17 protein-coding genes and 5 tRNA genes are annotated in these 23019 nt (G+C 66.9%); 17 read left to right on the top strand and 5 right to left on the bottom strand.

What is annotated here, in order from left to right; translation table 11 throughout:
* Positions 1 to 280 precede the first annotated feature (280 nt).
* Complete coding sequence (gene pbpG, locus LXT13_RS02360; protein WP_419964633.1) at positions 281 to 1327, top strand: D-alanyl-D-alanine endopeptidase; 1047 nt, start codon at positions 281 to 283, stop codon at positions 1325 to 1327.
* Between the two features lie 58 nt (positions 1328 to 1385).
* Here pbpG and LXT13_RS02365 read toward each other — a convergent pair whose 3' ends face one another.
* On the bottom strand, positions 1386 to 2153 hold the full coding sequence (locus tag LXT13_RS02365; RefSeq protein WP_233370002.1) for an IclR family transcriptional regulator: 768 nt from the start codon (positions 2151 to 2153) through the stop codon (positions 1386 to 1388).
* Between the two features lie 92 nt (positions 2154 to 2245).
* On the opposite strand from LXT13_RS02365, the gene LXT13_RS02370 reads away from it, so the two are divergent.
* Entirely contained in the window at positions 2246 to 3322 is a 1077-nt protein-coding gene (locus tag LXT13_RS02370) for a TIGR03790 family protein (RefSeq protein ID WP_233370003.1), read from the top strand.
* Here LXT13_RS02370 and hpnE read toward each other — a convergent pair.
* The 3 genes from hpnE to hpnC form a co-directional block, all read right to left on the bottom strand.
* Positions 3232 to 4536, bottom strand: coding sequence for a hydroxysqualene dehydroxylase HpnE (hpnE, locus tag LXT13_RS02375; protein WP_233370004.1), 1305 nt, complete (start codon positions 4534 to 4536; stop codon positions 3232 to 3234). The two genes, LXT13_RS02370 and hpnE, sit on opposite strands and share 91 nt — an antisense overlap.
* A gap of 85 nt (positions 4537 to 4621) precedes the next feature.
* Positions 4622 to 5467, bottom strand: coding sequence for a presqualene diphosphate synthase HpnD (gene hpnD / locus LXT13_RS02380; RefSeq protein WP_233370005.1), 846 nt, complete (start codon positions 5465 to 5467; stop codon positions 4622 to 4624).
* Complete coding sequence (gene hpnC, locus LXT13_RS02385; protein ID WP_233370006.1) at positions 5464 to 6288, bottom strand: squalene synthase HpnC; 825 nt, start codon at positions 6286 to 6288, stop codon at positions 5464 to 5466. Before hpnC ends, hpnD begins: the two co-directional genes overlap by 4 nt.
* Positions 6289 to 6428: 140 nt before the next feature.
* Between hpnC and LXT13_RS02390 the strand changes: the two genes are divergently transcribed.
* The 11 genes from LXT13_RS02390 (at position 6429) to LXT13_RS02440 (ending at position 17496) form a co-directional block, all read left to right on the top strand.
* Positions 6429 to 7562: an efflux RND transporter periplasmic adaptor subunit gene (locus LXT13_RS02390; RefSeq protein WP_233370007.1), complete on the top strand. Its 1134-nt coding sequence runs from the start codon at positions 6429 to 6431 to the stop codon at positions 7560 to 7562.
* Between the two features lie 12 nt (positions 7563 to 7574).
* Positions 7575 to 10757 (top strand): efflux RND transporter permease subunit, encoded by a 3183-nt coding sequence (locus LXT13_RS02395; protein ID WP_233370008.1) that lies wholly within the window; start codon positions 7575 to 7577, stop codon positions 10755 to 10757.
* A gap of 128 nt (positions 10758 to 10885) precedes the next feature.
* Positions 10886 to 10972: transfer RNA gene (locus tag LXT13_RS02400), tRNA-Leu, on the top strand.
* 28 nt (positions 10973 to 11000) lie between these two features.
* Positions 11001 to 12314, top strand: coding sequence for a trigger factor (tig, locus tag LXT13_RS02405; RefSeq protein WP_233370009.1), 1314 nt, complete (start codon positions 11001 to 11003; stop codon positions 12312 to 12314).
* 121 nt (positions 12315 to 12435) lie between these two features.
* Positions 12436 to 13044 (top strand): ATP-dependent Clp endopeptidase proteolytic subunit ClpP, encoded by a 609-nt coding sequence (gene clpP / locus LXT13_RS02410; RefSeq protein ID WP_233370010.1) that lies wholly within the window; start codon positions 12436 to 12438, stop codon positions 13042 to 13044.
* 148 nt (positions 13045 to 13192) lie between these two features.
* A complete protein-coding gene (gene clpX / locus LXT13_RS02415) occupies positions 13193 to 14464 on the top strand; it encodes an ATP-dependent Clp protease ATP-binding subunit ClpX (protein WP_233370011.1) in 1272 nt (423 codons plus the stop codon).
* Between the two features lie 70 nt (positions 14465 to 14534).
* Entirely contained in the window at positions 14535 to 16949 is a 2415-nt protein-coding gene (gene lon / locus LXT13_RS02420) for an endopeptidase La (RefSeq protein ID WP_233370012.1), read from the top strand.
* An 82-nt stretch (positions 16950 to 17031) separates the two neighbouring features.
* A tRNA-Gly gene (locus tag LXT13_RS02425) sits at positions 17032 to 17107 on the top strand.
* A 72-nt stretch (positions 17108 to 17179) separates the two neighbouring features.
* Positions 17180 to 17253: transfer RNA gene (locus LXT13_RS02430), tRNA-Cys, on the top strand.
* A gap of 12 nt (positions 17254 to 17265) precedes the next feature.
* A tRNA-Gly gene (locus LXT13_RS02435) sits at positions 17266 to 17341 on the top strand.
* A gap of 67 nt (positions 17342 to 17408) precedes the next feature.
* Positions 17409 to 17496 (top strand) — tRNA-Leu (locus LXT13_RS02440).
* An 8-nt stretch (positions 17497 to 17504) separates the two neighbouring features.
* Here the strand turns inward: LXT13_RS02440 and murI are convergent.
* Entirely contained in the window at positions 17505 to 18332 is an 828-nt protein-coding gene (gene murI, locus LXT13_RS02445; protein ID WP_233370013.1) for a glutamate racemase, read from the bottom strand.
* Positions 18333 to 18504: 172 nt separating this feature from the next.
* Between murI and LXT13_RS02450 the strand changes: the two genes are divergently transcribed.
* The 4 genes from LXT13_RS02450 (at position 18505) to LXT13_RS02465 (ending at position 23016) form a co-directional block, all read left to right on the top strand.
* Complete coding sequence (locus LXT13_RS02450; protein WP_233370014.1) at positions 18505 to 19260, top strand: electron transfer flavoprotein subunit beta/FixA family protein; 756 nt, start codon at positions 18505 to 18507, stop codon at positions 19258 to 19260.
* A complete protein-coding gene (locus LXT13_RS02455; protein ID WP_233370015.1) occupies positions 19260 to 20189 on the top strand; it encodes an electron transfer flavoprotein subunit alpha/FixB family protein in 930 nt (309 codons plus the stop codon). The genes LXT13_RS02450 and LXT13_RS02455 overlap by 1 nt, the downstream gene beginning before the upstream one ends.
* A 75-nt stretch (positions 20190 to 20264) precedes the next feature.
* Complete coding sequence (locus LXT13_RS02460) at positions 20265 to 22052, top strand: acyl-CoA dehydrogenase family protein (RefSeq protein WP_233370016.1); 1788 nt, start codon at positions 20265 to 20267, stop codon at positions 22050 to 22052.
* On the top strand, positions 22009 to 23016 hold the full coding sequence (locus LXT13_RS02465) for an NAD(P)H-dependent flavin oxidoreductase (RefSeq protein WP_419964634.1): 1008 nt from the start codon (positions 22009 to 22011) through the stop codon (positions 23014 to 23016). Before LXT13_RS02460 ends, LXT13_RS02465 begins: the two co-directional genes overlap by 44 nt.
* Positions 23017 to 23019 lie beyond the last annotated feature (3 nt).

Genomic DNA, 23019 nt, shown 5'->3' on the forward strand with positions numbered 1-23019 from the left:
CGTTACCGGGCTGCGTGCAATCTGGCGCGGAAACACCCCGGTCCTCGGCGACCCGAACGGCGGGCCGCCCCTCAGAATCGCGACCACGACCCGCCTTCGGCAGTCGGGTGCAGCGCACTGTAGCGCTCCGGGCTCTCCCGGATGACAGCACCTTGTCAGCCGGGGCCTACTGTGGAGCGTTTGCTGCGCTGCAAGATGGAAAGAGCCGGCCACCGTCCTTGAATGCATCCCCAGATTCGCCGTTTGGAGAGTGCACTTGAGGAATGTTGCTTAAGTTCTTATGTTGTCAGTGTTTTTGGCGTCACTTACACTGCCGCCCTGCTGTTTGGGGACCCCGTTGAAGACATTTGCCGCCGCCCTCCTGAGCCTCAGCCTGACGGTCGCACTGCCCGGCGTCGCGTCGGCTGCCTCCGACACCAAGCCCAAGGCCACCAAGACCTCCGCCAAGACGGTCGCTCCCACGCGCAAGGTGCGCTCCGTCGTGCTGCGCAAGACGGCGGTGGCCGCGACGCCGGCCGTCGCGACGTTCGGCCAGGTCGCCGGCCTGCACGAGGTGGATGACCCGCTGTCGTTGAAGTCCAGCGTCGCCTATGTGCTGGACCAGAACACCAACGAGGTGCTGTTCTCCAAGAACCCGCAGGCCGTGCTGCCGATCGCGTCGATCACCAAGCTTATGACGGCGCTGGTCGTCGTCGAGTCGGGCCTGCCGATGGACGAGAAGCTGACGGTGACCGAGGAAGACCGCGATACCGAGAAGAACACCGGCTCGCGCCTGGCCTTCGGCACGACGCTGACGCGCGGCGACATGCTGCACCTGGCGCTGATGTCCAGCGAGAACCGCGCCGCCCACGCGCTGGGCCGCAACTATCCCGGAGGCCTCGAGGCTTTCGTAGCCGCGATGAACGCCAAGGCGATCAGCCTGGGAATGGCCGACACGCACTATGTCGAACCCACAGGCCTGTCCAGCCGCAACCAGAGCAGTGCGGCCGATTTGGCCAAGCTCGTCAACGTGACGAGTCAGGTGCCGTTGCTGCGCGACCTGTCGACGTCGCGCGAGGCGCGTGTCGCGCTGGGCAAGCGGCTGGTGCAGTTCCGTTCCACCAACGGTCTGCTGTCCAACCCGCTGTGGGACATCGGCCTGCAGAAGACCGGCTTCATCAACGAGGCCGGCAAGTGCCTCGTCATGCAGGCCCGCATGGCCGGCCGTCAGCTGATCATGGTGTTCCTGGACTCCAGCGGCAAGGCGTCGCGGATCGCGGATGCCGAGCGCATCCGCAAGTGGCTGTCCAGCCAGGGCGAATCGGCCACGGCGTCGACCAAGCTCTGAGTCCCCGGCGGGGCGCTCCTGCAGCACGCGGCGCCTCGGCGCCGCGCTTGTTTTGTGGTCAGGCCCGGTGGCCCAGCGCGGCGGAGATCTGCGCCGCCGTCTCCTTCAGCCGCACGACCCAGCTCTCTTCCAGTCGGTCGGCCGGCGCGGATATTGACAGGCCGGCGACGAGCTTGGCCTGATCGTCGTAGATGCCGGCGGCCATGCAGCGCACGCCCAGTTCCAGCTCCTCGTCGTCGCGGGCGATGCCGCGCTGGCGCACGGACGCCAGCTCACGCTCGAGCGCGCCGATGTCCGTCAGGCTGTTGCGCGTGTGGCCGGCCAGGCCGGTGCGGGTGGCGTAAGCGCGCACGCGGGCGCTGTCGTCGCACGCCAGGAAGAGCTTGCCGACCGACGTCAGGTGCAGCGGCGCCCGGCCGCCCACGGCACGGACGACCTGCATGCCCGAGCGCTCGGAGTAGGTGCGCTCGATGTAGACGATCTCGTCGCCTTGGCGCACCGAGAGGTTCACCGGCTGGTGGGTGAACTTGTGCAGCTCGCGCATGGCGGGCAGGGCGGCGTCGCGCACGTCGAGCCGTGCCTTGACCAGGTTGCCCAGCTCCAGCAGCCGCATACCCAGCCGGTAGCTGCCGGCCTCGGGGCGGTCCACGAAACGACCCAGCGTGAGGTCATTCAGAATCCGGTGCGCCGTCGACGGATGCAGGCCGGTTGCCTCGGACAAGGCCTTCAGCGAGACCGGGTCCTGGTGGCCGGCCAGCACGTCCAGCAGCGCGAACATGCGTTCCATTACCTGGATCGCGGGGGCGTGCGCTTCTTTCGGTTTCATAGCGTGCATTGTGGAGGAGAACGACGGTGTTTTGTATGGCGAAAGCGGGGTTCAGCAGATGGCATGCGGTCCTGGCCTTGCTGTGGGCGTGCATGGCCGCGCCCGGTGCGGCGGCGGCGGAGCCGGCGGAGGTCGGCTGGTTGCCGCTGCCACGCCTGTACGGGCGGATCACGGCCCAGGAGCTGGGGCTGGTCATCAACACGGCCGACCCGTATTCGGTCACCGTCGGCGAGCACTACGCCCGCCGCCGTGGCATTCCGCCAGGGCAGATCCTGCGCGTCCAGTTGCCCGTGCGGGCCAGCCTCACGCGCGAGGAGTTCACGGCGCTGGATGAGGCCATCCGCAGCCGCATGCCGACGCACGTCCAGGGGCTGGCGCTGGCCTGGGTGCAGCCCTACGCCGTCGACTGCAATGCGCTGACGAGCGCACTTGCGCAGGGGCTGGAGCCGGACCTGTGCGCGCACAGCTGCGCGGCGACTCGCATCACCCCCTACGTCGGCTATGCCGGCGCGCGGCCCTGGTCGGTGCTGGGCATGCGCTTGGCGATGCAACTGGCGGCACGTTCCGTGCCGGCGGCGCTGGCGATGATCGAGCGCGGCATCGCCGCCGATCACACGCTGGCCGCCGCGCCGGCGGAACGGGCGATGGCGTACCTCGCTGCGACGCCGGATGCCGCGCGCAATGTCCGCGAGCGCCTGTTCCCGCCCGCCGGCCCGGTGCCCGGCGCGCCGGCTCTTGACGTGGCTCGCGTACGCAGCGACGCGTTGCCGGCCATGCGCCGCATCCTCGTCTACGAAACCGGCCTGCCGCGCGTGCCTGCACCGCTCGGCGGCGAATGGCTGCCCGGCGCGCTCGCCGATCACCTGACCTCCTTCGGCGGCCTGCTGGACAAGCCGGCGGGCGAGGGGCAGATGACCGTGCTGGACTGGATCGATGCCGGGGCCACGGCCAGCTACGGCGCGGTCAGCGAGCCGTGCAATCACCTGCAGAAGTTCCCGCATCCGCAGGTGCTGATCCAGGCCTATGCGCAAGGCATCAGCGCGCTGGAGGCTTACTGGCACAGCGTCGCCTGGCCGGCTCAGGGCGTCTTCGTCGGCGAACCGCTGGCTGCGCCCTTCGCGCCCTTATCTCCGGTTGCGGCGTCCGCCACATCCGCCGCGGCGCCCTGAGCCGCGGCCAGGCCGGCGCGCACGGCGCCTTCCAGCGTGGCAGGGTAGGGGCCGTCCACGTAGTCGCCCGCCGCCCACAGGCCCGGCGCGATGTGGGCGACTGGGCGGGCGAGCCCTGGCGTACAGGCGAAGGTGGCGCGCTTTTCGGTCAGCGTCCGGTCGATGATCGGGGGAGCGGACCAGCGGAATTCGCGCAGTGCCTGCGCCAGTACCGCCTCGGCGCAGCCCCCGCGCTCGACCCAGGGCGCCGCGCCGCTGACGACGAAGGCGAAGCGGCCCGGCGCGCCACCGAGCTGGCCGTGGTCGAACACAAACTGCGCCGGGGCCTGCGGCCCTTCGCGCAGCGCCACCATCGGCGACGGCAGCGCGCTACCCGGGCTGTGCAGATAGATCGTGACGATGGGCTGGAAGGCCAGTGCCTGCGCCGTGGCCGACCAGGCGGGCGCGACGGCGGCAGTGAGCCGCGCGGCCTCGACGCTCGTGCTCGCGAGCACGACGGCATCGAACGCCTCGCCATCGACGCGCCAGCCGGCTTCCAGCCGCTGCACACGATGGCCCGTCCGCAGCCGCTCACCCAGCCAGGTCGTGGCCGGCGCCGCAAGGAGCTCCGACAAGGGGCGCCTCGGCAACAGCAGATCGGCACTGCCGGCGCCGCTGAAGAGGGCGTCCTTCAGCACGCGCAGGAAGACCCTCGCGCTGGCCTGCGGGGCCGGCGTGTTCAGCGCGGCCACGCACAGCGGCTCGACGAGGTCGCGCCTGACGGCCGCTGGCAGGCCGGTGCACAGCTCGGCGACGCTGAGGCGGGCGTCGCAGCGGAAGCCCCGGGCCAGCCAGCCGCCGGCCGCGATCAACAGACCAAGGCGCGCCGACAGCGGCCAGCTGCGGTGGGCCAGCACGCCACGCGCGAAGGCGACCAGCGGCGGCCCCGGCGGCAGGCATAGCCCCGGCTCATCCGGGTAGGGCAGGGCCAGCGGCAGGCGCTTGAGCACCGCGTCGGGGTCGACGCCCAGCCGTCGCATCAGCGCGAGGCTGTCACGGTACGCGCCGATGAGGATGTGCTGGCCGTTGTCGTAGTCGGGCTCGCCCGCGACGCTGCGCGCCCGGCCGCCCAGCTGCGGTGCCATCTCGAAGACGGTGACATCATGGCCCGCATCCGCCAGGCCAACGGCCGCAGCAATACCTGCCCAGCCACCTCCGACAACCCCGGCTCTCACGACAGCGCGGCTCCCGCAGAACTGGCTTTGCCAGGCTGCCGGGAGCGCCCCCTCGAGGGGGCCGGCGGAGCCGGTAGGGGGTGGGTCATGTCTTCCAGTTGGTCTTCATCGCGATCCACAGCTTGCGCAGCGGCGTCAGCGAGATGCGCTGGTGCAGCACCTGGAAGCGCTCGCGCTCGATCTCCACCAGCAGCGCGCGGTAGATGTTGGCCATCATCAGCCCCGGCTTCTGGGCCGAGCGGTCCGCGTCGGGCAGCAGCGCGAAGGCGTCGTCGTAGAGCCGATGCGCGCGCTCGGCCTGGAAGGTCATCAGCGCGGTGAAGCGCTCGCTGTAACCCCAGGGCTGGCTGCGCAGCAGGATCTCGTTGGCCTTGACGCCAAACTGCTGCAGTTCGTTCACCGGCAGGTAGATGCGGCCGCGCCGCGCATCGTCACCGACGTCGCGGATGATGTTGGTCAGCTGCATGGCCAGGCCCAGCTTGTGCGCGTACTCGATCGTCTGCCGCTGGGTGCGGCCGAAGATGCTGCTGGCGACCTCGCCGACGACGCCGGCCACGAGGTGGCAATAGCGCTGCAGACCGGGGAAGTCGAGGTAGCGCGTCTGTTGCAGGTCCATCTCGCAGCCATCGATGATGGCATTCAGGTGCTCCAGCCGGATGTCGTAGGCGGCCGTGTGCGGCATCAGCGCCTTCATGACCGGGTGCGTCGGCTGACCGGTAAAGGCGCTGGCGGCCTCCTTGCGCCACCACGCGAGCTTGGTGGCGGCGACACTGCCGTCCTGCGTCTCGTCGACGACGTCGTCGACCTCACGGCAGAAGGCGTAGAAGGCCGTGATGGCTGCGCGCCGCTGCGGCGGCAGGAAGAGGAAGGCGTAGTAGAAGCTCGAGCCGCTGGCGGCGGCCTTCTGCTGGACGTATTGCTCGGGGCTCATGATGTGGCGCGCATTGTCAGCGCACGCCAGGCCAGGCGCGGCAGGTCGGCCTTGCGAACCGCGGGCCGGTGCAGCAGGCTGTCGTGGCCGCGGGCTTCGATCTTGTCCAGGATGAGCAGGCCGCCCTGCACGACCAGGCGCAGTTCCCAGCCGACACGACCCGGCAGCGACAGGGCCAGCGGCGCGCCTTCCAGCATCAGCAACCGCGCCCAGCCGCAGAGGTCGCGGATCAGCGCCCGCGCGGCCGGGCTGTCGCGGCAGGCCAGCACGTCTTCGGCGCTGACGCCGTGGCGGTCGAGGTCGGATTGCGGCACGTAGAGCCGGCCGTTGGGCCCGTCGCGCGTGAAGTCCTGCCAGAAGTTGATCAACTGCAGTGCGGAGCAGATGGCATCCGAGCGCCGCAGCGACAGCGCGTCGCCCACGCCGTACAGGCCCAGCAGCAGCCGGCCGACCGGGTTGGCCGAGCGGCGGCAATAGTCCAGCACATGGGCGCGGTCGCGGTAGCGCGGTGGCGCCAGGTCCTGCTCGAAGGCGTCAAGCAAGTCGTGCAGCAAGCCGGGCTCCAGCCGGTGCAGTTCGCGTGACAGCAGCGTGAAGACCCCTGGCCAGCGCCCGGACGGCGCGCGGCCGGCCGCCACCGCTGCGAGATCGGCGCGGTAGGCCAGCAGCGCTTGGCGGCGCGCGTCCGTGCTGGCGTCCCCCTCGTCGGCCAGATCGTCGGCCGTACGGGCGAAGTGGTACACGGCCACCACCGCCGGCCGCATGCCGCGAGGACACAACACCGATGCAACAGGAAAGTTCTCGTAATGGTCGACGCTCAAGTCTTTTCTCAACTTCCGCTTGCAAGGCCGCGACGTAACAGCGAAATTCGGCGAGGTTTGACAGTTGTCACGGGGTCTGAATACATTACTGACCCGCCGGTCACTAATTTGCCGGCAGCTTCTCCCCTGTCGAGGTTTGCATGCCCCATCTCCTGCGTCTCGCGCCGCCCTTGCTGCTGGTGGCCCTGCTTTCGATCCTGATGACGGGATGCGGCAAGCAGGCCGCGGCGCCGGAGCCCGAGCGGGCCGTCCGTACCCAGACCGTCAGCACCACGTCCGCCAGCGCCAGCCATGAGTATGCGGCCGAGGTGAAGGCGCGCATCGAGTCGCGCCTATCCTTCCGCGTCGGCGGCAAGCTGTTGAGCCGGGCGGTCAATCTGGGCGATACGGTGAAGCCAGGCCAGGTGCTGGCCCGCATCGATGCGCAGGATCTGAAGCTGGCCGAGGCCGCTGCGAGCGCCGCCGTGATGGCCGCCCGCACCAACCGCGATCAGGCGGGCGCGGACTACAAGCGCTTCGTCGACCTGCAGCGCCAGGGCTTCATCAGCGCCGCAGAGCTCGAGCGGCGTGACTCGGCCTTCAAGGCGGCCCAGGCGCAGTTGGAGCAGGCCAAGGCGCAGGCCGACGTGCAGGTAAACCAGGCGGCCTATGCGCAGCTGGTGGCCGACGGGGCTGGCGTCGTCACGTCGATCGACGCGGAGCCGGGCCAGGTGCTGGCGGCGGGGACGCCGGTGATCGGCGTCGCGCTGGACGGCCCGCGCGACGTCGTGTTCTCCGTGCCGGAAGACCAGATTGCCCGCGTGAAGGCGGCCGCTGCGGCGCCCGGCGCGCTGAAGGTGCGTCTGTGGGGCGGTGACAAGACCTGGCCGCTGACGCTGCGTGAGGTGGCGGCCGCGGCCGACCCGGCGACGCGCACCTTCCTCATCAAGGCGGACGTCGGCAAGCTGGACGTGAAGCTGGGCCAGTCGGCGACCGTCGTCCTGGACCTGCCGCAGCAGTCGGGCGTCATCAAGCTGCCGCTGGCTGCCGTGCTGCAGCAGTCGGGCAAGACGTCGGTCTGGGTGTTGGACGGTGGCTCGATGACGGTCCGGCCGGTGCCGGTGCAGGTGGGCGGCGCGGAAGGCAACGTCGTCGTCATTGCCGGCGGGCTCAATGCCGGCCAGGAGGTGGTGGTGGCCGGCGTGCATGTGCTCAACCCGGGCCAGAAGGTCAAGCGCTACGTGCCGCCGAGAACGACCGAAGCGACGCCCGCGGCTGCCGCAGCGTCTCGCTGAGCCGGGGGCTGCATGAATAGTTCGCCCGCCAACACGCCCTCCGAGGCTGCCGGTTTCAACATCTCGCGCTGGGCGCTGGAGCATCCCGCGCTCACGCGCTACCTGATGGTGGTGCTGATGCTGGCCGGCTTCATCGCCTACTTCCAGCTCGGGCAGGACGAGGACCCGCCGTTCACCTTCCGTGCGATGGTCGTCCAGGCCTTCTGGCCTGGCGCGACGGCGCAGCAGGTGGCCGACCAAGTCACCGACAAGATCGAGAAGACGCTGCAGGAGGTGAACCATGCCGACAAGATCAGCTCGTACACCAAGCCCGGCGAGTCGCTGACGATCTTCCAGCTGAAGGAGAACACGCCTCCCAAGGAGGTGGCCGAGCTCTGGTACCAGGTGCGCAAGAAGCTGGGCGACATGCAGTACACGCTGCCTCAGGGCGTGCAGGGGCCGTTCTTCAACGACGAGTTCGGCGATGTCTACGGTTCCATCTTCGCGCTGTCGGCCGATGGCTTTAGCCGCGAGGAGCTGCGCGAGCACGCCGACCGCGTGCGGCAGTCGCTGCTGCAGGTGCGCGACGTGGCCAAGGTCGAGATCTTCGGCATCCAGCCTGAGAAGCTCTTCGTCGAGATCTCTCAGAAGCGGCTCGCACAGCTGGGGCTGGACTTCAATCAGGTCATCAGCCAGATCGGCGCGCAGAACGCGGTCGAGGGCGCGGGCGTGCTGAACGCGGGCAGCGCCAACTTCCAGATCCGAGTGCAGGGGCAGTTCACGAGCGCGCAGGCGCTGGCGGAGGTGCCCATCCGCGCTGTCAATCCGCAGACCGGCGTGGCCAGCCAGATGCGCCTGGGCGACATCGCCGAGATCCGGCGCGACTATGTCGACCCCCCGGCCGTCAAGGTACGCCACCAGGGCAGGGAGGTGCTGGCGCTGGGCGTGTCGATGGCCAAGGGCGGCGACATCATCGCGATGGGCAAGGCGCTGAACGTGGCGGTCAAGGCCATCCAGCACGAGCTGCCGGCCGGCATCCAGCTCGACCAGATCCAGGATCAGCCCAAGGCCGTGTCGACATCGGTCGGCGAGTTCGTGCACGTGCTCATCGAGGCGGTGGTCATCGTGCTGGCTGTCAGCTTCCTGTCGCTGGGCCTGCACACCCGGCCGCTGCGCATCGATGTGTGGCCTGGCCTCGTCGTGGGCATCACCATTCCTCTGGTGCTGGCCATCACGTTCGTCGTGATGTTCTATTGGGGCGTGGGCCTGCACAAGATCTCGCTGGGCTCGCTGATCATCGCGCTCGGGCTGCTGGTGGACGACGCCATCATTGCCGTCGAGATGATGGTGCGCAAGCTCGAAGAGGGCTTCGACAAGATGCGCGCCGCCACCTTCGCGTATGACGTGACGGCCATGCCCATGCTGACCGGTACGTTGATCACGGCGGTCGGCTTCCTGCCCATCGGGCTGGCGCAGTCGACCGTGGGCGAGTACACCTTCGCCATCTTCGCCGTCACAGCGGCGGCCCTGATCATCTCGTGGCTGGTGTCGGTCTACTTCGTGCCCTACCTCGGCGCACTGCTGCTCAAGGTGCGTCATCACGAAGGCGAGGCGCACGAACTCTTCGACACGCCGTTCTACAACCGCTTCCGCGTGCTGGTGCGCTGGTGCGTCGAGAACCGCTGGAAGACGCTGGCGATCACGTTGGTCGTCTTCGCGTTGGGTCTGCTCGGCATGAGCCGCGTGCAGCAGCAGTTCTTCCCCGACTCCAGTCGCCCCGAGATCCTCGTGGACCTGTGGCTGCCCGAGGGTGCCACCATCGAGGAGACCGACCGACTGGCCAGGCGTTTCGAGGGCCGCATGCTCAAGGAGCCCGGCATCTCGACAGTGACGAGCTGGGTCGGTTCCGGCGTGCCGCGCTTCTACCTGCCGCTGGACCAAATCTTCCCGCAGGCCAACGTGACGCAGGCCATCCTGCTGCCCAAGGATCTGAGCGCTCGCGAGGAGCTGCGGGCCCGGCTGCCTGCGCTGCTGGCCGAAGAATTCCCCGAGGCCCGCGGCCGCGTGAAGCTGCTGCCCAACGGACCGCCCGTGCCGTATCCGGTGCAGTTTCGCGTGACGGGCGCGGACCCGAAGATCGTCCGCGAGTGGGCCGACAAGGCCAAGGACATCCTGCGCGCTAACCCCAACATGCGCGGCGTCAATGACAACTGGAACGAGAACGTCAAGACGCTGCGGCTCAACGTCGACCAGGACAAGGCTCGGGCGCTCGGCGTCAGCAGCCAGACGCTGGCGCAGTCGGCCCGTACGCTGCTGTCCGGCACCGTCATCGGCCAGTATCGCGAGGCCGACAAGCTCATCGACATCGTGCTGCGCCAGCCGAAGGAGGAACGCGCCGTCATCACCGACATCGGCAACGCCTATGTGCCGTCCGCTTCGGGTCGGGCGATCCCGCTGACGCAGATCGCCAAGGTGGACTTCGACTGGGAGCCGGGTGTCATGTGGCGCGAGGGTCGCAACTACGCGGTGACCGTGCAGGGCGACGTGGCCGAGGGGTTGCAGGGCGCCACCGTGACGGAGCAGCTGTGGCCTCAGCTCGACGAGCTGCGGCAGCGCATGCCCTCGGGCTATGGCATTCAGATCGCCGGCGCGGTAGAGGAGAGCAGCAAGGGCCAGGGGTCCATCTTTGCCGGCGTGCCCATCATGCTGTTCATCACCTTCACGCTGCTGATGCTGCAGCTGCAGAGCTTCAGCCGTGCGATGCTGGCCTTCCTGACCGGCTTCCTCGGCATTGCCGGAGTGGCCATGGCCCTGCTGGCGCTCGGCCGACCGTTCGGCTTCGTGGCGATGCTGGGCGTCATCGCGCTCAACGGCATGATCATCCGCAACTCGGTCATCCTCATCGACCAGATCGAGCAGGACCGCGCCCGCGGTGTGCCGGACTGGTCGGCCATCGTCGAATCGGTCGTGCGGCGCTTCCGTCCCATCGTGCTGACCGCCGCGGCGGCGGTGCTGGCCATGATCCCGCTGTCGCGCAGCGTCTTCTGGGGGCCGATGGCCGTGGCCATCATGGGCGGCCTCATCGTCGCCACGGCGCTGACGCTGCTTGCGCTGCCGGCAATGTACGCGGCCTGGTTCCGCGTGATGCGGCCGCGCGAGGAAGAGGAAAGCCGGCTGCACAGCGAGATCGACTTCGCGCCTACCGAAGTGCTCTGACCCGCCCCCGCCGCACCTGCCCTGAAAACGGGGCGGGTGGCGCGCCGCGCGGCGTAGCTACAATCGCCGGTTTGCCGAATCGCCTTCGGGGTTGCCACGCGTTTTGAAACGGCAACCCAACCCAGTCCGCGCGGGTGGCGAAATTGGTAGACGCACCAGGTTTAGGTCCTGACGCCTTCACGGGCGTGCCGGTTCGAGTCCGGCCCCGCGCACCACTGTCCTTCAACTGTTCCCGAGTCCATCATGGCCGTCACCGTCGAAACCCTCGAAAAGCTGGAACGCCGCATCACCCTGCACGTGGCGGCCGCTGAGATCAACAGCGAAGTCGAAGCCCGCCTGAAGAAGCTGGCCCGCACCGTCAAGGCCGATGGCTTCCGCCCCGGCAAGGTGCCGCTGAACGTCGTGGCCCAGCGCTACGGCTACTCGGTGCAGTACGAGGTCGTCAATGACAAGCTCGGCGCAGCTTTCAACAACGCTGCCAACGAGGCCCAGCTGCGTGTGGCCGGCATGCCGCGCATCGAGCAGAAGAACGAAGCGCCCGAAGGCCAGATGGCCTTCGACGCGACCTTCGAGGTCTATCCCGAGGTGAAGATCGGCGACCTGGCCGGCGCTGACGTCGAGCGCGTCTCCAGCGATGTGACCGAGGAAGCCATCGACAAGACCGTCGAGATCCTGCGCAAGCAGCGCCGCAGCTTCGCGCAGCGCGCCGCCGCTGACGTGGCCCAGGTCGGTGACCGCGTCACCATCGACTTCGAAGGCAAGATCGACGGCGAACCTTTTGCCGGCGGCAAGGCCGAGGGCTTCCAGTTCCTGATCGGCGAAGGCCAGATGCTGGAGCAGTTCGATGCCGCCGTGCGCGGCATGAAGGCTGGCGAGAGCAAGACTTTCCCGCTGCAGTTCCCCGAGGACTACCACGGCAAGGACGTGGCCGGCAAGGAAGCTGACTTCCTCGTCACAGTCAAGAAGATCGAGGCCCAGCACCTGCCCGACGTGAACGAGGCGTTCGCCAAGTCGCTCGGCATCAAGGACGGCACAGTCGAGGCCCTGCGCGCCGACATCAAGAAGAACCTCGAGCGCGAGGTGAAGTTCCGCGTGCTGGCCCGCAACAAGGCGGCCGTCATGGACGCGCTGGTGGCCGTGTCCGAACTGGACGTGCCCAACGCGCTGGTGATGGGCGAAGCCGAGCGCATGGTCGGCCAGGCCCGTGAGGACCTGAAGAAGCGCGGCGTCAAGGATGCCGACAAGGCCGAGATCCCCGCCGACATCTTCAAGCCGCAGGCCGAGCGTCGCGTGCGCCTGGGCCTGGTCGTTGCCGAGCTCGTGCGTGCCAACAACCTGCAGGCCAAGCCGGCCCAGCTGCAGGCTCACATCGAAGAGCTGTCGCAGAGCTACGAGAAGCCCGCCGAAGTGATGCGTTGGTACCTCAGCGACCGCGAGCGCATGGCCGAAGTCGAGGCCGTCGTCGTCGAGAACAACGTCACGGAATTTGTGCTGGCGACGGCCAAGGTGACGGACAAGGCCTTGCCCTTCGACGAACTGATGGCCGCCGGCAACTGACGATACGGCCGAGAGGCCCTGCTCGAAAAAGGCGCCGCGCCGCGAGGCCCGGCGCCTTTGTTCTTGCATGTCCATAATCCATCCCCATAACTGCCGCTACTGAATCGTTTCAAGGAACTGAATGAGCGCTCTCGACACCAGCAATCTGGGCCTCGTGCCCATGGTCATCGAACAGTCCGGCCGTGGCGAGCGGGCCTATGACATCTACTCGCGCCTGCTGCGCGAGCGCATCGTCTTCCTGGTGGGCCCGGTCAATGACGCCATTGCGAACCTGGTGGTCGCGCAGCTGCTGTTCCTGGAGAGCGAGAACCCCGACAAGGAAATCTCGCTCTACATCAACAGCCCGGGCGGCAGCGTGTCGGCCGGCATGTCCATCTTCGACACGATGCAGTTCATCAAGCCCGAGGTGTCGACGCTGTGCATGGGCATGGCCGCCAGCATGGGCGCCTTCCTGCTGGCTGCGGGTGCCAAGGGCAAGCGCTTCTCGCTGCCCAACGCCAAGGTCATGATCCACCAGCCGCTGGGCGGTGCGCAGGGCCAGGCGACCGACATCGAGATCCATGCGCGTGAAATCCTGAAGACGCGCGAGACCTTGAACCGTATCCTGGCCGAGCGCACGGGGCAGACGCTGGAGAAAATCCAGTCCGACACGGAGCGCGATTACTTCATGTCCGCGGCGGAGGCCCAGAACTACGGTTTGATCGACCAGGTGCTGGAACACCGGCCCTGACCGGCTTTGATGCGTGAGGGGCCGTTCGCGGCCCCGGGATTCGCAGCGAAATCGGGGCCCTTATCCCCATGAGGGCCCCGAGATCGTTTGGACTATCATCATCCGAGGCGTCCCGCCCCGGTTTCCTTAGTTTTTTCGAGCAGTTCTCATGGCCGACAAAAAAGGCACCTCCAGCGAGAAAGTTCTTTACTGCTCCTTCTGCGGCAAGAGCCAGCATGAGGTGAAGAAGCTCATCGCTGGTCCGTCGGTGTTCATCTGCGACGAGTGCATCGAGCTGTGCAACGACATCGTCCGTGACGAGATCCCGGCACCGGCGCCGGCCGCGCGTGCCGGCAAGTCGGACCTGCCCACGCCGAGCGAGATCAAGTCCAGCCTCGACCAGTACGTCATCGGCCAGGACGTGGCCAAGCGCACGCTCGCGGTTGCGGTTTACAACCACTACAAGCGTCTGCGCCACATGGCGGCGACGAAGGATTCGGTTGAACTGTCCAAGAGCAACATCCTGTTGATCGGCCCGACCGGCTCCGGCAAGACGCTGCTGGCCCAGACGTTGGCGCGCCTGCTGAACGTGCCGTTCGTGATCGCCGACGCGACGACGCTGACTGAAGCTGGCTATGTCGGCGAGGACGTCGAGAACATCATCCAGAAGCTGCTGCAGAACTGCAATTACGACGTCGAGCGCGCGCAGCGCGGCATCGTCTATATCGACGAGATCGACAAGATCTCGCGCAAGGCCGATAACCCCTCCATCACGCGGGACGTGTCCGGCGAGGGCGTGCAGCAGGCGCTGCTCAAGCTCGTCGAAGGCACGATGGCCTCGGTGCCGCCGCAGGGCGGCCGCAAGCACCCGAACCAGGACTTCCTGCAGATCGACACGACCAACATCCTGTTCATCTGCGGCGGTGCCTTCGACGGCCTGGAAAAGGTCATCCAGAACCGCAGCGAGAAGTCCGGGATCGGCTTCGGTGCGACGGTGCGCAGCAAGTCCGAGAAGAAGGTCGGCGAGGTCTTCCGTGAGTGCGAGCCGGAAGACATCATCAAGTTCGGCCTGATCCCCGAGCTGGTCGGCCGCCTGCCCGTCGTCGCGACGCTGGGCGAGCTGACCGAAGACGCGTTGATCCAGATCCTCACCGAGCCCAAGAACGCGCTGGTCAAGCAATACCAGCAACTGTTCGAGATGGACGGCGTCGAGCTGGAAATCCGCAAGCCAGCCCTGGCCGCCATCGCCCGCAGGGCGCTGGCGCGCAAGACTGGCGCCCGCGGCCTGCGTTCCATCATGGAGCAGTCGCTCATCGACACCATGTTCGACCTGCCGACGCTGGATGGCGTCGAGAAGGTCGTGCTGGACGAGCACAACATCGAGGAGCCGTCGGCACGGCCCTTGCTGGTCTACCGCGAGCAGGCCAAAGCCAGCGCCTGACTCCCTGACGCCGGCTCACCTTGCATTCGCCCCCTCAGGCCGCACATCGGCCTGAGAAAGAGAGGTCTTCATGTCCGGACATCCCATCCTTCCCGCCGACCCGATCACGCTGCCGCTGCTGCCGCTGCGTGACGTGGTCGTGTTCCCGCACATGGTCATCCCGCTGTTCGTCGGGCGCCCCAAGTCCATCAAGGCCTTGGAAGCCGCGATGGAAGCAGGCCGCCAGATCATGCTGGTCGCACAAAAGGCCGCCGGCAAGGACGAACCCAAGCCCGAGGACATGTTCGAGGTCGGCTGCGTCTCCAGCATCCTGCAGATGCTGAAGCTGCCCGACGGCACCGTGAAGGTGCTGGTCGAAGGCCTGCAGCGCGCGACGACCAGCACGATCACCGAGCCCGGTGAGCACTTCGTTGCCGAAGTCACGCCCATCCCGCCCGAGACCGAGCACGCCCCCGAAGTCGAAGCGCTGCGCCGCGCCGTTACTCAGCAGTTCGACCAGTACGTCAAGCTGAACAAGAAGATCCCGCCTGAGATCCTCACGTCCATCGGCGGTATCGACGATCCGGGTCGCCTCGCCGACACCATCGCTGCCCACCTGCCGCTCAAGCTCGATGCCAAGCAGGCCGTGCTGGACTTGGCCGACGTGGCCAAGCGCCTCGAAAAGCTGCTCGACCTCCTCGAGCATGAAGTCGACATCCTGCAGGTCGAAAAGCGCATCCGCGGGCGCGTCAAGCGCCAGATGGAGAAGAGCCAGCGCGAGTACTACCTGAACGAGCAGGTCAAGGCCATCCAGAAGGAACTCGGCGACGGCGAAGACGGCGCCGACATGGAGGAGCTCGAGAAGAAGATCCTTGCGGCCCGCATGCCCAAGGAAGCGCGCAAGAAGGCCGACGCGGAGCTGAAGAAGCTCAAGCTGATGTCGCCCATGTCCGCCGAGGCGACCGTGGTGCGCAACTACATCGACACGCTGGTCAACTTGCCCTGGAGCAAGAAGACCAAGATCAAGCACGACCTCAAGAACGCCGAGGACGTGCTCAACGAAGACCACTACGGCCTCGAGAAGGTCAAGGATCGCATCCTTGAATATCTCGCGGTGCAGCAGCGTGTCGAGAAGGTCAAGGCGCCGATCCTGTGCCTCGTGGGCCCTCCGGGCGTCGGCAAGACCTCGCTTGGCCAGAGCGTGGCGCGCGCCACCGGCCGCAAGTTCGTTCGCATGGCGCTGGGCGGCGTGCGCGACGAAGCCGAGATCCGCGGCCACCGCCGCACCTACATCGGCTCCATGCCGGGCAAGGTGCTGCAGTCGCTGACCAAGGTCGGCACGCGCAACCCGTTGTTCCTGCTCGACGAGATCGACAAGCTGGGCATGGACTTCCGCGGCGACCCGTCGTCGGCGTTGCTGGAGGTGCTGGACCCCGAGCAGAACCACACCTTTGGTGACCACTACATCGAGGTCGACTTCGACCTGTCCGACGTGATGTTTGTCGCGACGTCGAACTCGATGAACATCCCGCCGGCTCTGCTGGACCGGATGGAAGTCATTCGCCTGTCTGGCTACACCGAGGACGAGAAGGTCAACATCGCGCAGACCTACCTGCTGCCCAAGCAACGCAAGAACAACGGCGTGCTGGACGAGGAGCTTGATGTCACCGAGTCGGCCATCCGTGGCGTGATCCGCTACTACACGCGTGAAGCCGGCGTGCGTTCGCTTGAGCGCGAGATGTCCAAGATCTGCCGCAAGGTGGTCAAGGGCATCCAGCTCAAGACCTACGAAGGCAAGGTGGTCGTCACCGAAGAGAACCTTCACGACTTCCTTGGCGTGCGCAAGTACGACTTCGGCCGTGCCGAGAAGAAGAACCAGGTTGGCCAGGTCGTGGGCCTGGCGTGGACGGAGGTGGGCGGCGATCTGCTGACCATCGAAGCCACCGCGATGCCGGGCAAGGGCAACATCATCCGCACCGGCTCGCTGGGCGACGTGATGAAGGAATCCGTCGAGGCGGCTCGCACGGTGGTGCGCTCGCGCGCACGGCGCTTGGGCATCAAGGACGAGGTCTTCGAGAAGCGCGACGTGCACGTCCACGTGCCCGATGGCGCGACGCCCAAGGACGGTCCAAGCGCCGGTGCCGCGATGACGACGGCCTTCGTGTCGGCACTGACCGGCATCCCGGTGCGTGCCGATGTCGCGATGACCGGCGAGATCACGCTGCGTGGCGAAGTCACCGCGATCGGTGGCCTGAAGGAGAAGCTGCTTGCGGCCCACCGCGGCGGCATCAAGACGGTCATGATCCCGGAAGAGAACGTCAAGGATCTTCAGGACATTCCGGAGAACGTCAAGAACCAGCTGGAGATCGTGCCGGTGCGTTGGATCGAGCGCGTGCTGGAAGTGGCCCTGGAGTCCCTGCCTGCGCCGCTGCCCGACGAGGAAGTGCCGGTCGCCGCGGCCAAGCCGGAAGAGGGAGCACCCAAGAGCACAGTCGTGCCGCATTGAGTGAGCGATTGGCTTGTCATCCGGCAAAAAGTTGGATTACAATGCCAGCTTCGCTAGATCGGCAACGGTGTAGCGGAACAAAGCGGGATTAGCTCAGTTGGTAGAGCGATACCTTGCCAAGGTATAGGTCGAGAGTTCGAGCCTCTTATCCCGCTCCAGTATTACTAAGGGAAGCCCCGGCTTCCCTTTTTCGTCAAAGTCGCACCAACGGCTTTGATTGGGTTTACGGCGGCGCGATAGCAAAGCGGTTATGCCCCGGATTGCAAATCCGGTCAGTCCGGTTCGACTCCGGATCGCGCCTCCAAAAAAACACCATGCGGGTGTAGCTCAGTTGGTAGAGCGCAACCTTGCCAAGGTTGAGGTCACGAGTTCGAGCCTCGTTACCCGCTCCAAATCACGGGAGATTCGAGTAATCGGATCTCCCGTTTTCTTTGGTGCCGCCTCGATAATGCGGCCGCCGCCCGGGTGGCGAAATCGGTAAACGCAGCGGACTTAAAATCCGCCGCCCTCAACAGGCGTACGGGTTCAAGTCCCGTCCCGGGCACCAGGCTTCTCTCAGGCGGTCAGCACTTGCTGGCCGTTGTTGTTTTCGTGTGCCCAGGCCTGGACATGGAGTCCTCGCCAACCCAGCACCTGGGCGATCCAGTCCTGCAGCGTGGTGGGGTCGCCGCTCGTTTCGACCTGCAGCGTGGCATTGCCTCCTGTCGGTGTCCATAGATCCACTGCCCGGCGGGCGACGGCGGTCTCGATGTGCAGCAACTCGACGTTGGGGGCCAGCGCGGCCTGCCACAGCGGCTCGATCAGCGGATAGTGCGTGCAGCCCAGTAGGACGGTGTCGACGCCTGCCTGCCGCAGTGGAGCGCAATGCTCTTCGACGAGCCGCCGCAGCAAAGGGCTGTCGAGATCGCCGGCCTCGATGTGTTCCACGATGCCTGGGCAGCCTCGCACGATGACCTCGCGGCCGTTGGCGTGTCGGTCGATCAGCGCGCGCAACCGCGCGCTGGCGGCCGTGGCTGACGTCGCCAGCAGGCCGATGCGACCGTTGCGCGTGGCCGCGACGGCCGGCTTGATGCCAGGCTCCGTGCCGACGAAGGGGAGGGCAGGCCAACGCGCGCGCAGCGCCTCGATGGCGTGTGCTGTGGCCGTGTTGCACGCGATGACGATCAGACCGGCGCCGCAGTCGATCAAGTGCTCCGTGATTGCCATGCTGCGCGCGCGGATGTCGTCGGCACTGCGGCCGCCATACGGCGCATAGGCGGTGTCTGCGAGGTATCGAAGCCTGGCGTCAGGCAGCAGCCGGCGCAGTTCGCGCAGCACGGTGAGACCGCCGACGCCAGAGTCGAAAACGCCGATTTCGCGGGCGGTAGGGGAGTCAATCTGCATGGGCGCCATCAGTCTAGCTTCGCGATTCGAGAGGGCTCTCCAGAAACAGTCGATCGGGCTGCAACCAGGGTCTGGCTAGAATCGAACGATCGTGCTTTTTTGAGTGCGGCTCCGGACGGAGCGCCCCGTAGAATCTGATTAACGTACACGTCAATTCGAGCTGGAGTTTTCGATGAAGGTCTTGGTCCCGGTGAAGCGCGTTGTCGACTACAACGTCAAGGTACGCGTGAAGAGCGACGGCACGGGCGTCGACATCGCCAACGTGAAGATGTCGATGAATCCGTTCGACGAGATCGCCATCGAAGAGGCCGTGCGCCTGAAGGAGAAGGGCGTCGTGACGGAGATTGTCGCTGTCTCCTGCGGCGTGGCGCAGGCGCAGGACATCCTGCGCACGGCCATGGCTATCGGTGCCGACCGCGCCATCCTCGTCGAAACGCCGGCTGACCTGGACCTGCAGCCGCTGGCCGTCGCCAAGCTGCTGAAGGCGCTGGTGGACAAGGAGCAGCCGCAACTGGTCATCCTGGGCAAGCAGGCCATCGACGACGACTGCAACCAAACGGGCCAGATGCTCGCCGCGCTGGCCGGCATGCCGCAGGGCACATTCGCCAGCAAGGTGGAGGTAGCGGGCGACAAGGTGAACGTCACGCGCGAGGTGGACGGCGGTCTCGAAACCGTGTCGCTGAGCCTGCCGGCCGTAGTGACCACGGACCTGCGGCTGAACGAGCCGCGCTACGTGACGCTGCCCAACATCATGAAGGCGCGCAAGAAGCCGCTGGAGACCGTCAAGCCCGAAGACCTGGGCGTGAACGTGACGCCGCGCATCAAGACGTTGAAGGTCAGTGAGCCGCCGAAGCGTGGCGCGGGTGTCAAGGTGCCGGATGTGGCGACGCTGGTGAACAAACTGAAGACAGAAGCGAAGGTGATCTGATGACTGCCCTGGTTATTGCCGAACACGACAACGCCTCGATCAAGGGCGCCACGCTGAACACCGTCACGGCCGCCGCGGCGCTGGGTGGCGACGTGCATGTGCTGGTGGCGGGCCACAATGCTGGTGCCGCTGCCGCGGCTGCCGCGCAGATCGCTGGTGTCGCCAAGGTGCTGCATGCCGACTCGTCTGCACTGGCCGAAAGCCTGGCCGAAAACGTCGCCGCGCAGGTGATTGCGCTGGCCTCGGGGTACAGCCACCTGGTATTCCCCGCGACGGCTGCCGGCAAGAACGTCGCGCCGCGGGTGGCCGCGCTGCTGGACGTGGCCCAGGTCAGCGACATCACCAAGGTGGTCAGCGCCGACACCTTTGAGCGCCCCATCTACGCCGGCAATGCGATCGCCACCGTGCAGGCGACGGATGCCGTCAAGGTCATCACCGTGCGCACGACGGGTTTCGACCCAGCCGCAGCCGGTGGCGCCGCGCCGGTGGAGACGATTGCCGCGGCCGCCGACGTGGGCAAGAGCAGCTTCGTGGGCCGTGAGGTCACCAAGAGCGACCGGCCCGAACTGACTGCCGCCAAGATCATCGTGTCCGGCGGCCGCGCGCTGGGCAGCAGCGAAAAGTTCAATGAAGTGCTGACGCCGCTGGCCGACAAGCTCGGCGCGGCTCTCGGTGCGTCGCGCGCTGCCGTCGATGCCGGCTATGCGCCGAACGACTGGCAGGTGGGCCAGACCGGCAAGATCGTCGCGCCGCAGCTCTACATCGCCGCTGGCATCTCGGGTGCCATCCAGCACCTCGCGGGCATGAAGGACTCGAAGGTCATCGTCGCGATCAACAAGGACCCGGAAGCGCCCATCTTCTCGGTGGCCGACTACGGTCTGGAGGCCGACCTCTTCACGGCCGTGCCGGAACTGGTCAACGCGCTGTAAAGCCGGCGCGCATCACTGCCGGGCGCCCCGACCGTCACGTCGCGGCGCCCTTTTTGTTGACTTGAGGAGTAACGAATGAGTTACGTCGCCCCCGTCAAGGACCTGCTCTTCAACATCCGGCACCTCGCGGGGCTGGACGAGCTGGTGCAACAGGTGCCCGCCTTCGCGGACTACGGTCTGGACACGGCCGCGGCCGTGCTGGACGAATGCGCCAAGCTGACTCAGGACGTCATTGCGCCGCTGAACTTCGAAGGCGACAAGAACCCGTCGAGCTTCAAGGATGGGGCGGTCACGACGACGCCAGGCTTCAAGGAAGCCTTCCGTGCTTACGTCGAAGGCGGCTGGCAGGGCCTGGTGCATCCCGTGGACTTCGGCGGGCAGGGCGCGCCGAAGACGATTGCCGCGGCCTGCAACGAGATGCTGCAAGCGGCCAACATGAGCTTTGCGCTGTGCCCACTGCTGACCGATGGCGCCGTCGAGGCGCTTTTGACAGCGGGCAGCGACGCGCAGCGAGCGACCTTCATCCCGAGGCTGCTCGACGGCTCGTGGACCGGCACGATGAACCTCACCGAGCCGCAGGCTGGCTCCGACCTGGCGCTCGTGCGCACGCGGGCCGAGCCGCTGGGCGACGGCCGCTACAAGCTCTTCGGCACGAAGATCTTCATCACCTATGGCGAGCACGACATGGCCGAGAACATCGTCCACCTGGTGCTGGCCCGCGTGACCGGGGCGCCTGAGGGCGTGAAAGGCATCAGCCTGTTCCTCGTGCCGAAGTTCCTGATCAATGCGGACGGCTCGCTCGGTGCGCGCAACGACGTGCACTGCGTGTCGATCGAGCACAAGCTGGGCATCAAGGCCAGCCCGACGGCAGTGTTGCAGTTCGGCGACCACGGCGGCGCCTGGGGCGAACTCATCGGTGAGGAGAACCGCGGCCTCGAGTACATGTTCATCATGATGAATGCGGCCCGCTACGGTGTGGGGCTACAAGGCATTGCCATCGCTGACCGCGCGTACCAGAAGGCCGTGGCCTATGCGAAGGACCGTGTCCAGTCCCGGCCCGTGGACGGCTCGGCCACCGGCCCTGCCCCCATTGTTCACCACCCCGACGTCCGCCGCATGCTGATGACGATGCGTGCACTGACCGAGGGCTGCCGCGCGATGGCCAGCACCGCCGCTGCGGCGTTCGATGCGGCGCATCACCATCCGGACACCGCCGTCCGCCAGCAAAGCCAGGCGTTCTACGAGTTCATGGTGCCGCTCGTGAAGGGCTACAGCACCGAGATGAGCCAGGAGGTCGCGTCACTCGGCGTGCAGGTGCATGGTGGCATGGGCTTCATCGAGGAGACAGGTGCGGCGCAGTACTACCGCGACGCCAAGATCCTCACCATTTATGAAGGCACGACGGCCATCCAGGCCAACGATCTCGTCGGCCGCAAGACGGCGCGTGACGGCGGCTCGCTGGCCCGCGCGATCGCCGGCCAGATCGAGGTGACGGAAGGCCAGCTCGCGCAGCGCAGCAGCGCAGCCGCGAAATCGATGCTGAAGCAGCTGCGCGCATCGCGAGACGACTTCCTTGCTGCTGTCGAGTTCATCGCTTCGCACGCTAAGCCGCAACCGAACGCGGCCTACGCAGGCTCCGTGCCTTATCTGATGCTGGCGGGCAACCTCGTGGCCGGCTGGCAGCTGGCGCGCGCGCTGATCGCTGCCGAGGACAAGCTGGCCAGCGACGAGGCCTTCATGCAGGCGAAGATCGCCACCGCGCGCTTCTACGCCGAACACATCTTGCCGCGCACCGCCGCGCTGCGTGCAGCCATCGTCGATGGCGCCGACAGTGTCACGGCCCTGCCGCTGGACGCTTTTTGAGGAGAATCCCTTGGCCCTGCCTTCCGTCCTGAAGCGACTCCGCCTGCCGGTCATCGGCTCGCCGCTGTTCATCATCAGCAATCCCAAGCTCGTCATCGAGCAGTGCAAGGCGGGCATCGTCGGCTCCATGCCGGCGCTTAACGCGCGCCCGGCGGAGCAACTCGACGACTGGCTGGCGGAGATCACCGAGGCGCTCGCTGCCCATGACCGCGCCAACCCGGACCAGCCGGCCGCGCCGTTCGCCATCAACCAGATCGTGCACAAGAGCAACGAGCGGCTGATGCATGACATGCAGGTCTGCGCCAAGTACAAGGTGCCTATCGTCATCACGTCGCTCGGCGCCCGGGAGGACGTGAACCAGGCGGTGCACAGCTGGGGCGGCGTCGTGCTGCACGACGTCATCAACAACAAGTTCGCTCACAAGGCAATCGAAAAGGGTGCCGACGGCCTCATCGCCGTGGCGGCAGGGGCGGGCGGACATGCCGGCGTGAAGAGCCCGTTCGCGCTGATCCAGGAGATCCGCGAATGGTTCGACGGCCCGCTGGTGTTGTCAGGCGCCATCGCAACGGGTGACGCCGTGCTGGCCGCGCAGGCCTGCGGTGCGGACCTGGCCTACATCGGATCCGCGTTCATCGCGACCGAAGAGGCTCGTGCGACCGAGGCCTACAAGCAGATGATCGTCGACAGCAACAGTGATGACATCATTTACAGCAACCTCTTCACCGGGGTGCACGGCAACTACCTGCGCGGCTCCATCGTCAACGCGGGCCTGGACCCGGACCACCTGCCCGAGAGCGATCCGAGCGCGATGAATTTTGCTGGCGGCGCCGCCAAGGCGTGGAAGGACATCTGGGGCAGCGGCCAGGGCATCGGTGCAGTGCGCGAGGTCGTGCCGGCGGCGCAGCTCGTGGCGCGCCTGAAGCGCGAGTACGGCGCTGCGCGCCAGCGTCTGGCGCTGGGCTGACGC

The sequence above is a fragment of the Pelomonas cellulosilytica genome, from assembly GCF_021353265.1.
In the GTDB taxonomy this organism is placed as follows: Bacteria; Pseudomonadota; Gammaproteobacteria; order Burkholderiales; family Burkholderiaceae_C; genus Pelomonas; species Pelomonas cellulosilytica.

What these genes read in the sequence shown, in the direction of transcription:
- pbpG (WP_419964633.1), top strand. Translation starts at nt 281, where the DNA reads ATGTTGTCAGTGTTTTTGGCGTCACTTACACTGCCGCCCTGCTGTTTG.
- LXT13_RS02365 (WP_233370002.1), bottom strand. Translation starts at nt 2,153, where the DNA reads ATGAAACCGAAAGAAGCGCACGCCCCCGCGATCCAGGTAATGGAACGC.
- LXT13_RS02370 (WP_233370003.1), top strand. Translation starts at nt 2,246, where the DNA reads ATGGCCGCGCCCGGTGCGGCGGCGGCGGAGCCGGCGGAGGTCGGCTGG.
- hpnD (WP_233370005.1), bottom strand. Translation starts at nt 5,467, where the DNA reads ATGAGCCCCGAGCAATACGTCCAGCAGAAGGCCGCCGCCAGCGGCTCG.
- LXT13_RS02390 (WP_233370007.1), top strand. Translation starts at nt 6,429, where the DNA reads ATGCCCCATCTCCTGCGTCTCGCGCCGCCCTTGCTGCTGGTGGCCCTG.
- LXT13_RS02395 (WP_233370008.1), top strand. Translation starts at nt 7,575, where the DNA reads ATGAATAGTTCGCCCGCCAACACGCCCTCCGAGGCTGCCGGTTTCAAC.
- tig (WP_233370009.1), top strand. Translation starts at nt 11,001, where the DNA reads ATGGCCGTCACCGTCGAAACCCTCGAAAAGCTGGAACGCCGCATCACC.
- clpP (WP_233370010.1), top strand. Translation starts at nt 12,436, where the DNA reads ATGAGCGCTCTCGACACCAGCAATCTGGGCCTCGTGCCCATGGTCATC.
- clpX (WP_233370011.1), top strand. Translation starts at nt 13,193, where the DNA reads ATGGCCGACAAAAAAGGCACCTCCAGCGAGAAAGTTCTTTACTGCTCC.
- lon (WP_233370012.1), top strand. Translation starts at nt 14,535, where the DNA reads ATGTCCGGACATCCCATCCTTCCCGCCGACCCGATCACGCTGCCGCTG.
- murI (WP_233370013.1), bottom strand. Translation starts at nt 18,332, where the DNA reads ATGCAGATTGACTCCCCTACCGCCCGCGAAATCGGCGTTTTCGACTCT.
- LXT13_RS02450 (WP_233370014.1), top strand. Translation starts at nt 18,505, where the DNA reads ATGAAGGTCTTGGTCCCGGTGAAGCGCGTTGTCGACTACAACGTCAAG.
- LXT13_RS02455 (WP_233370015.1), top strand. Translation starts at nt 19,260, where the DNA reads ATGACTGCCCTGGTTATTGCCGAACACGACAACGCCTCGATCAAGGGC.
- LXT13_RS02460 (WP_233370016.1), top strand. Translation starts at nt 20,265, where the DNA reads ATGAGTTACGTCGCCCCCGTCAAGGACCTGCTCTTCAACATCCGGCAC.
- LXT13_RS02465 (WP_419964634.1), top strand. Translation starts at nt 22,009, where the DNA reads ATGGCGCCGACAGTGTCACGGCCCTGCCGCTGGACGCTTTTTGAGGAG.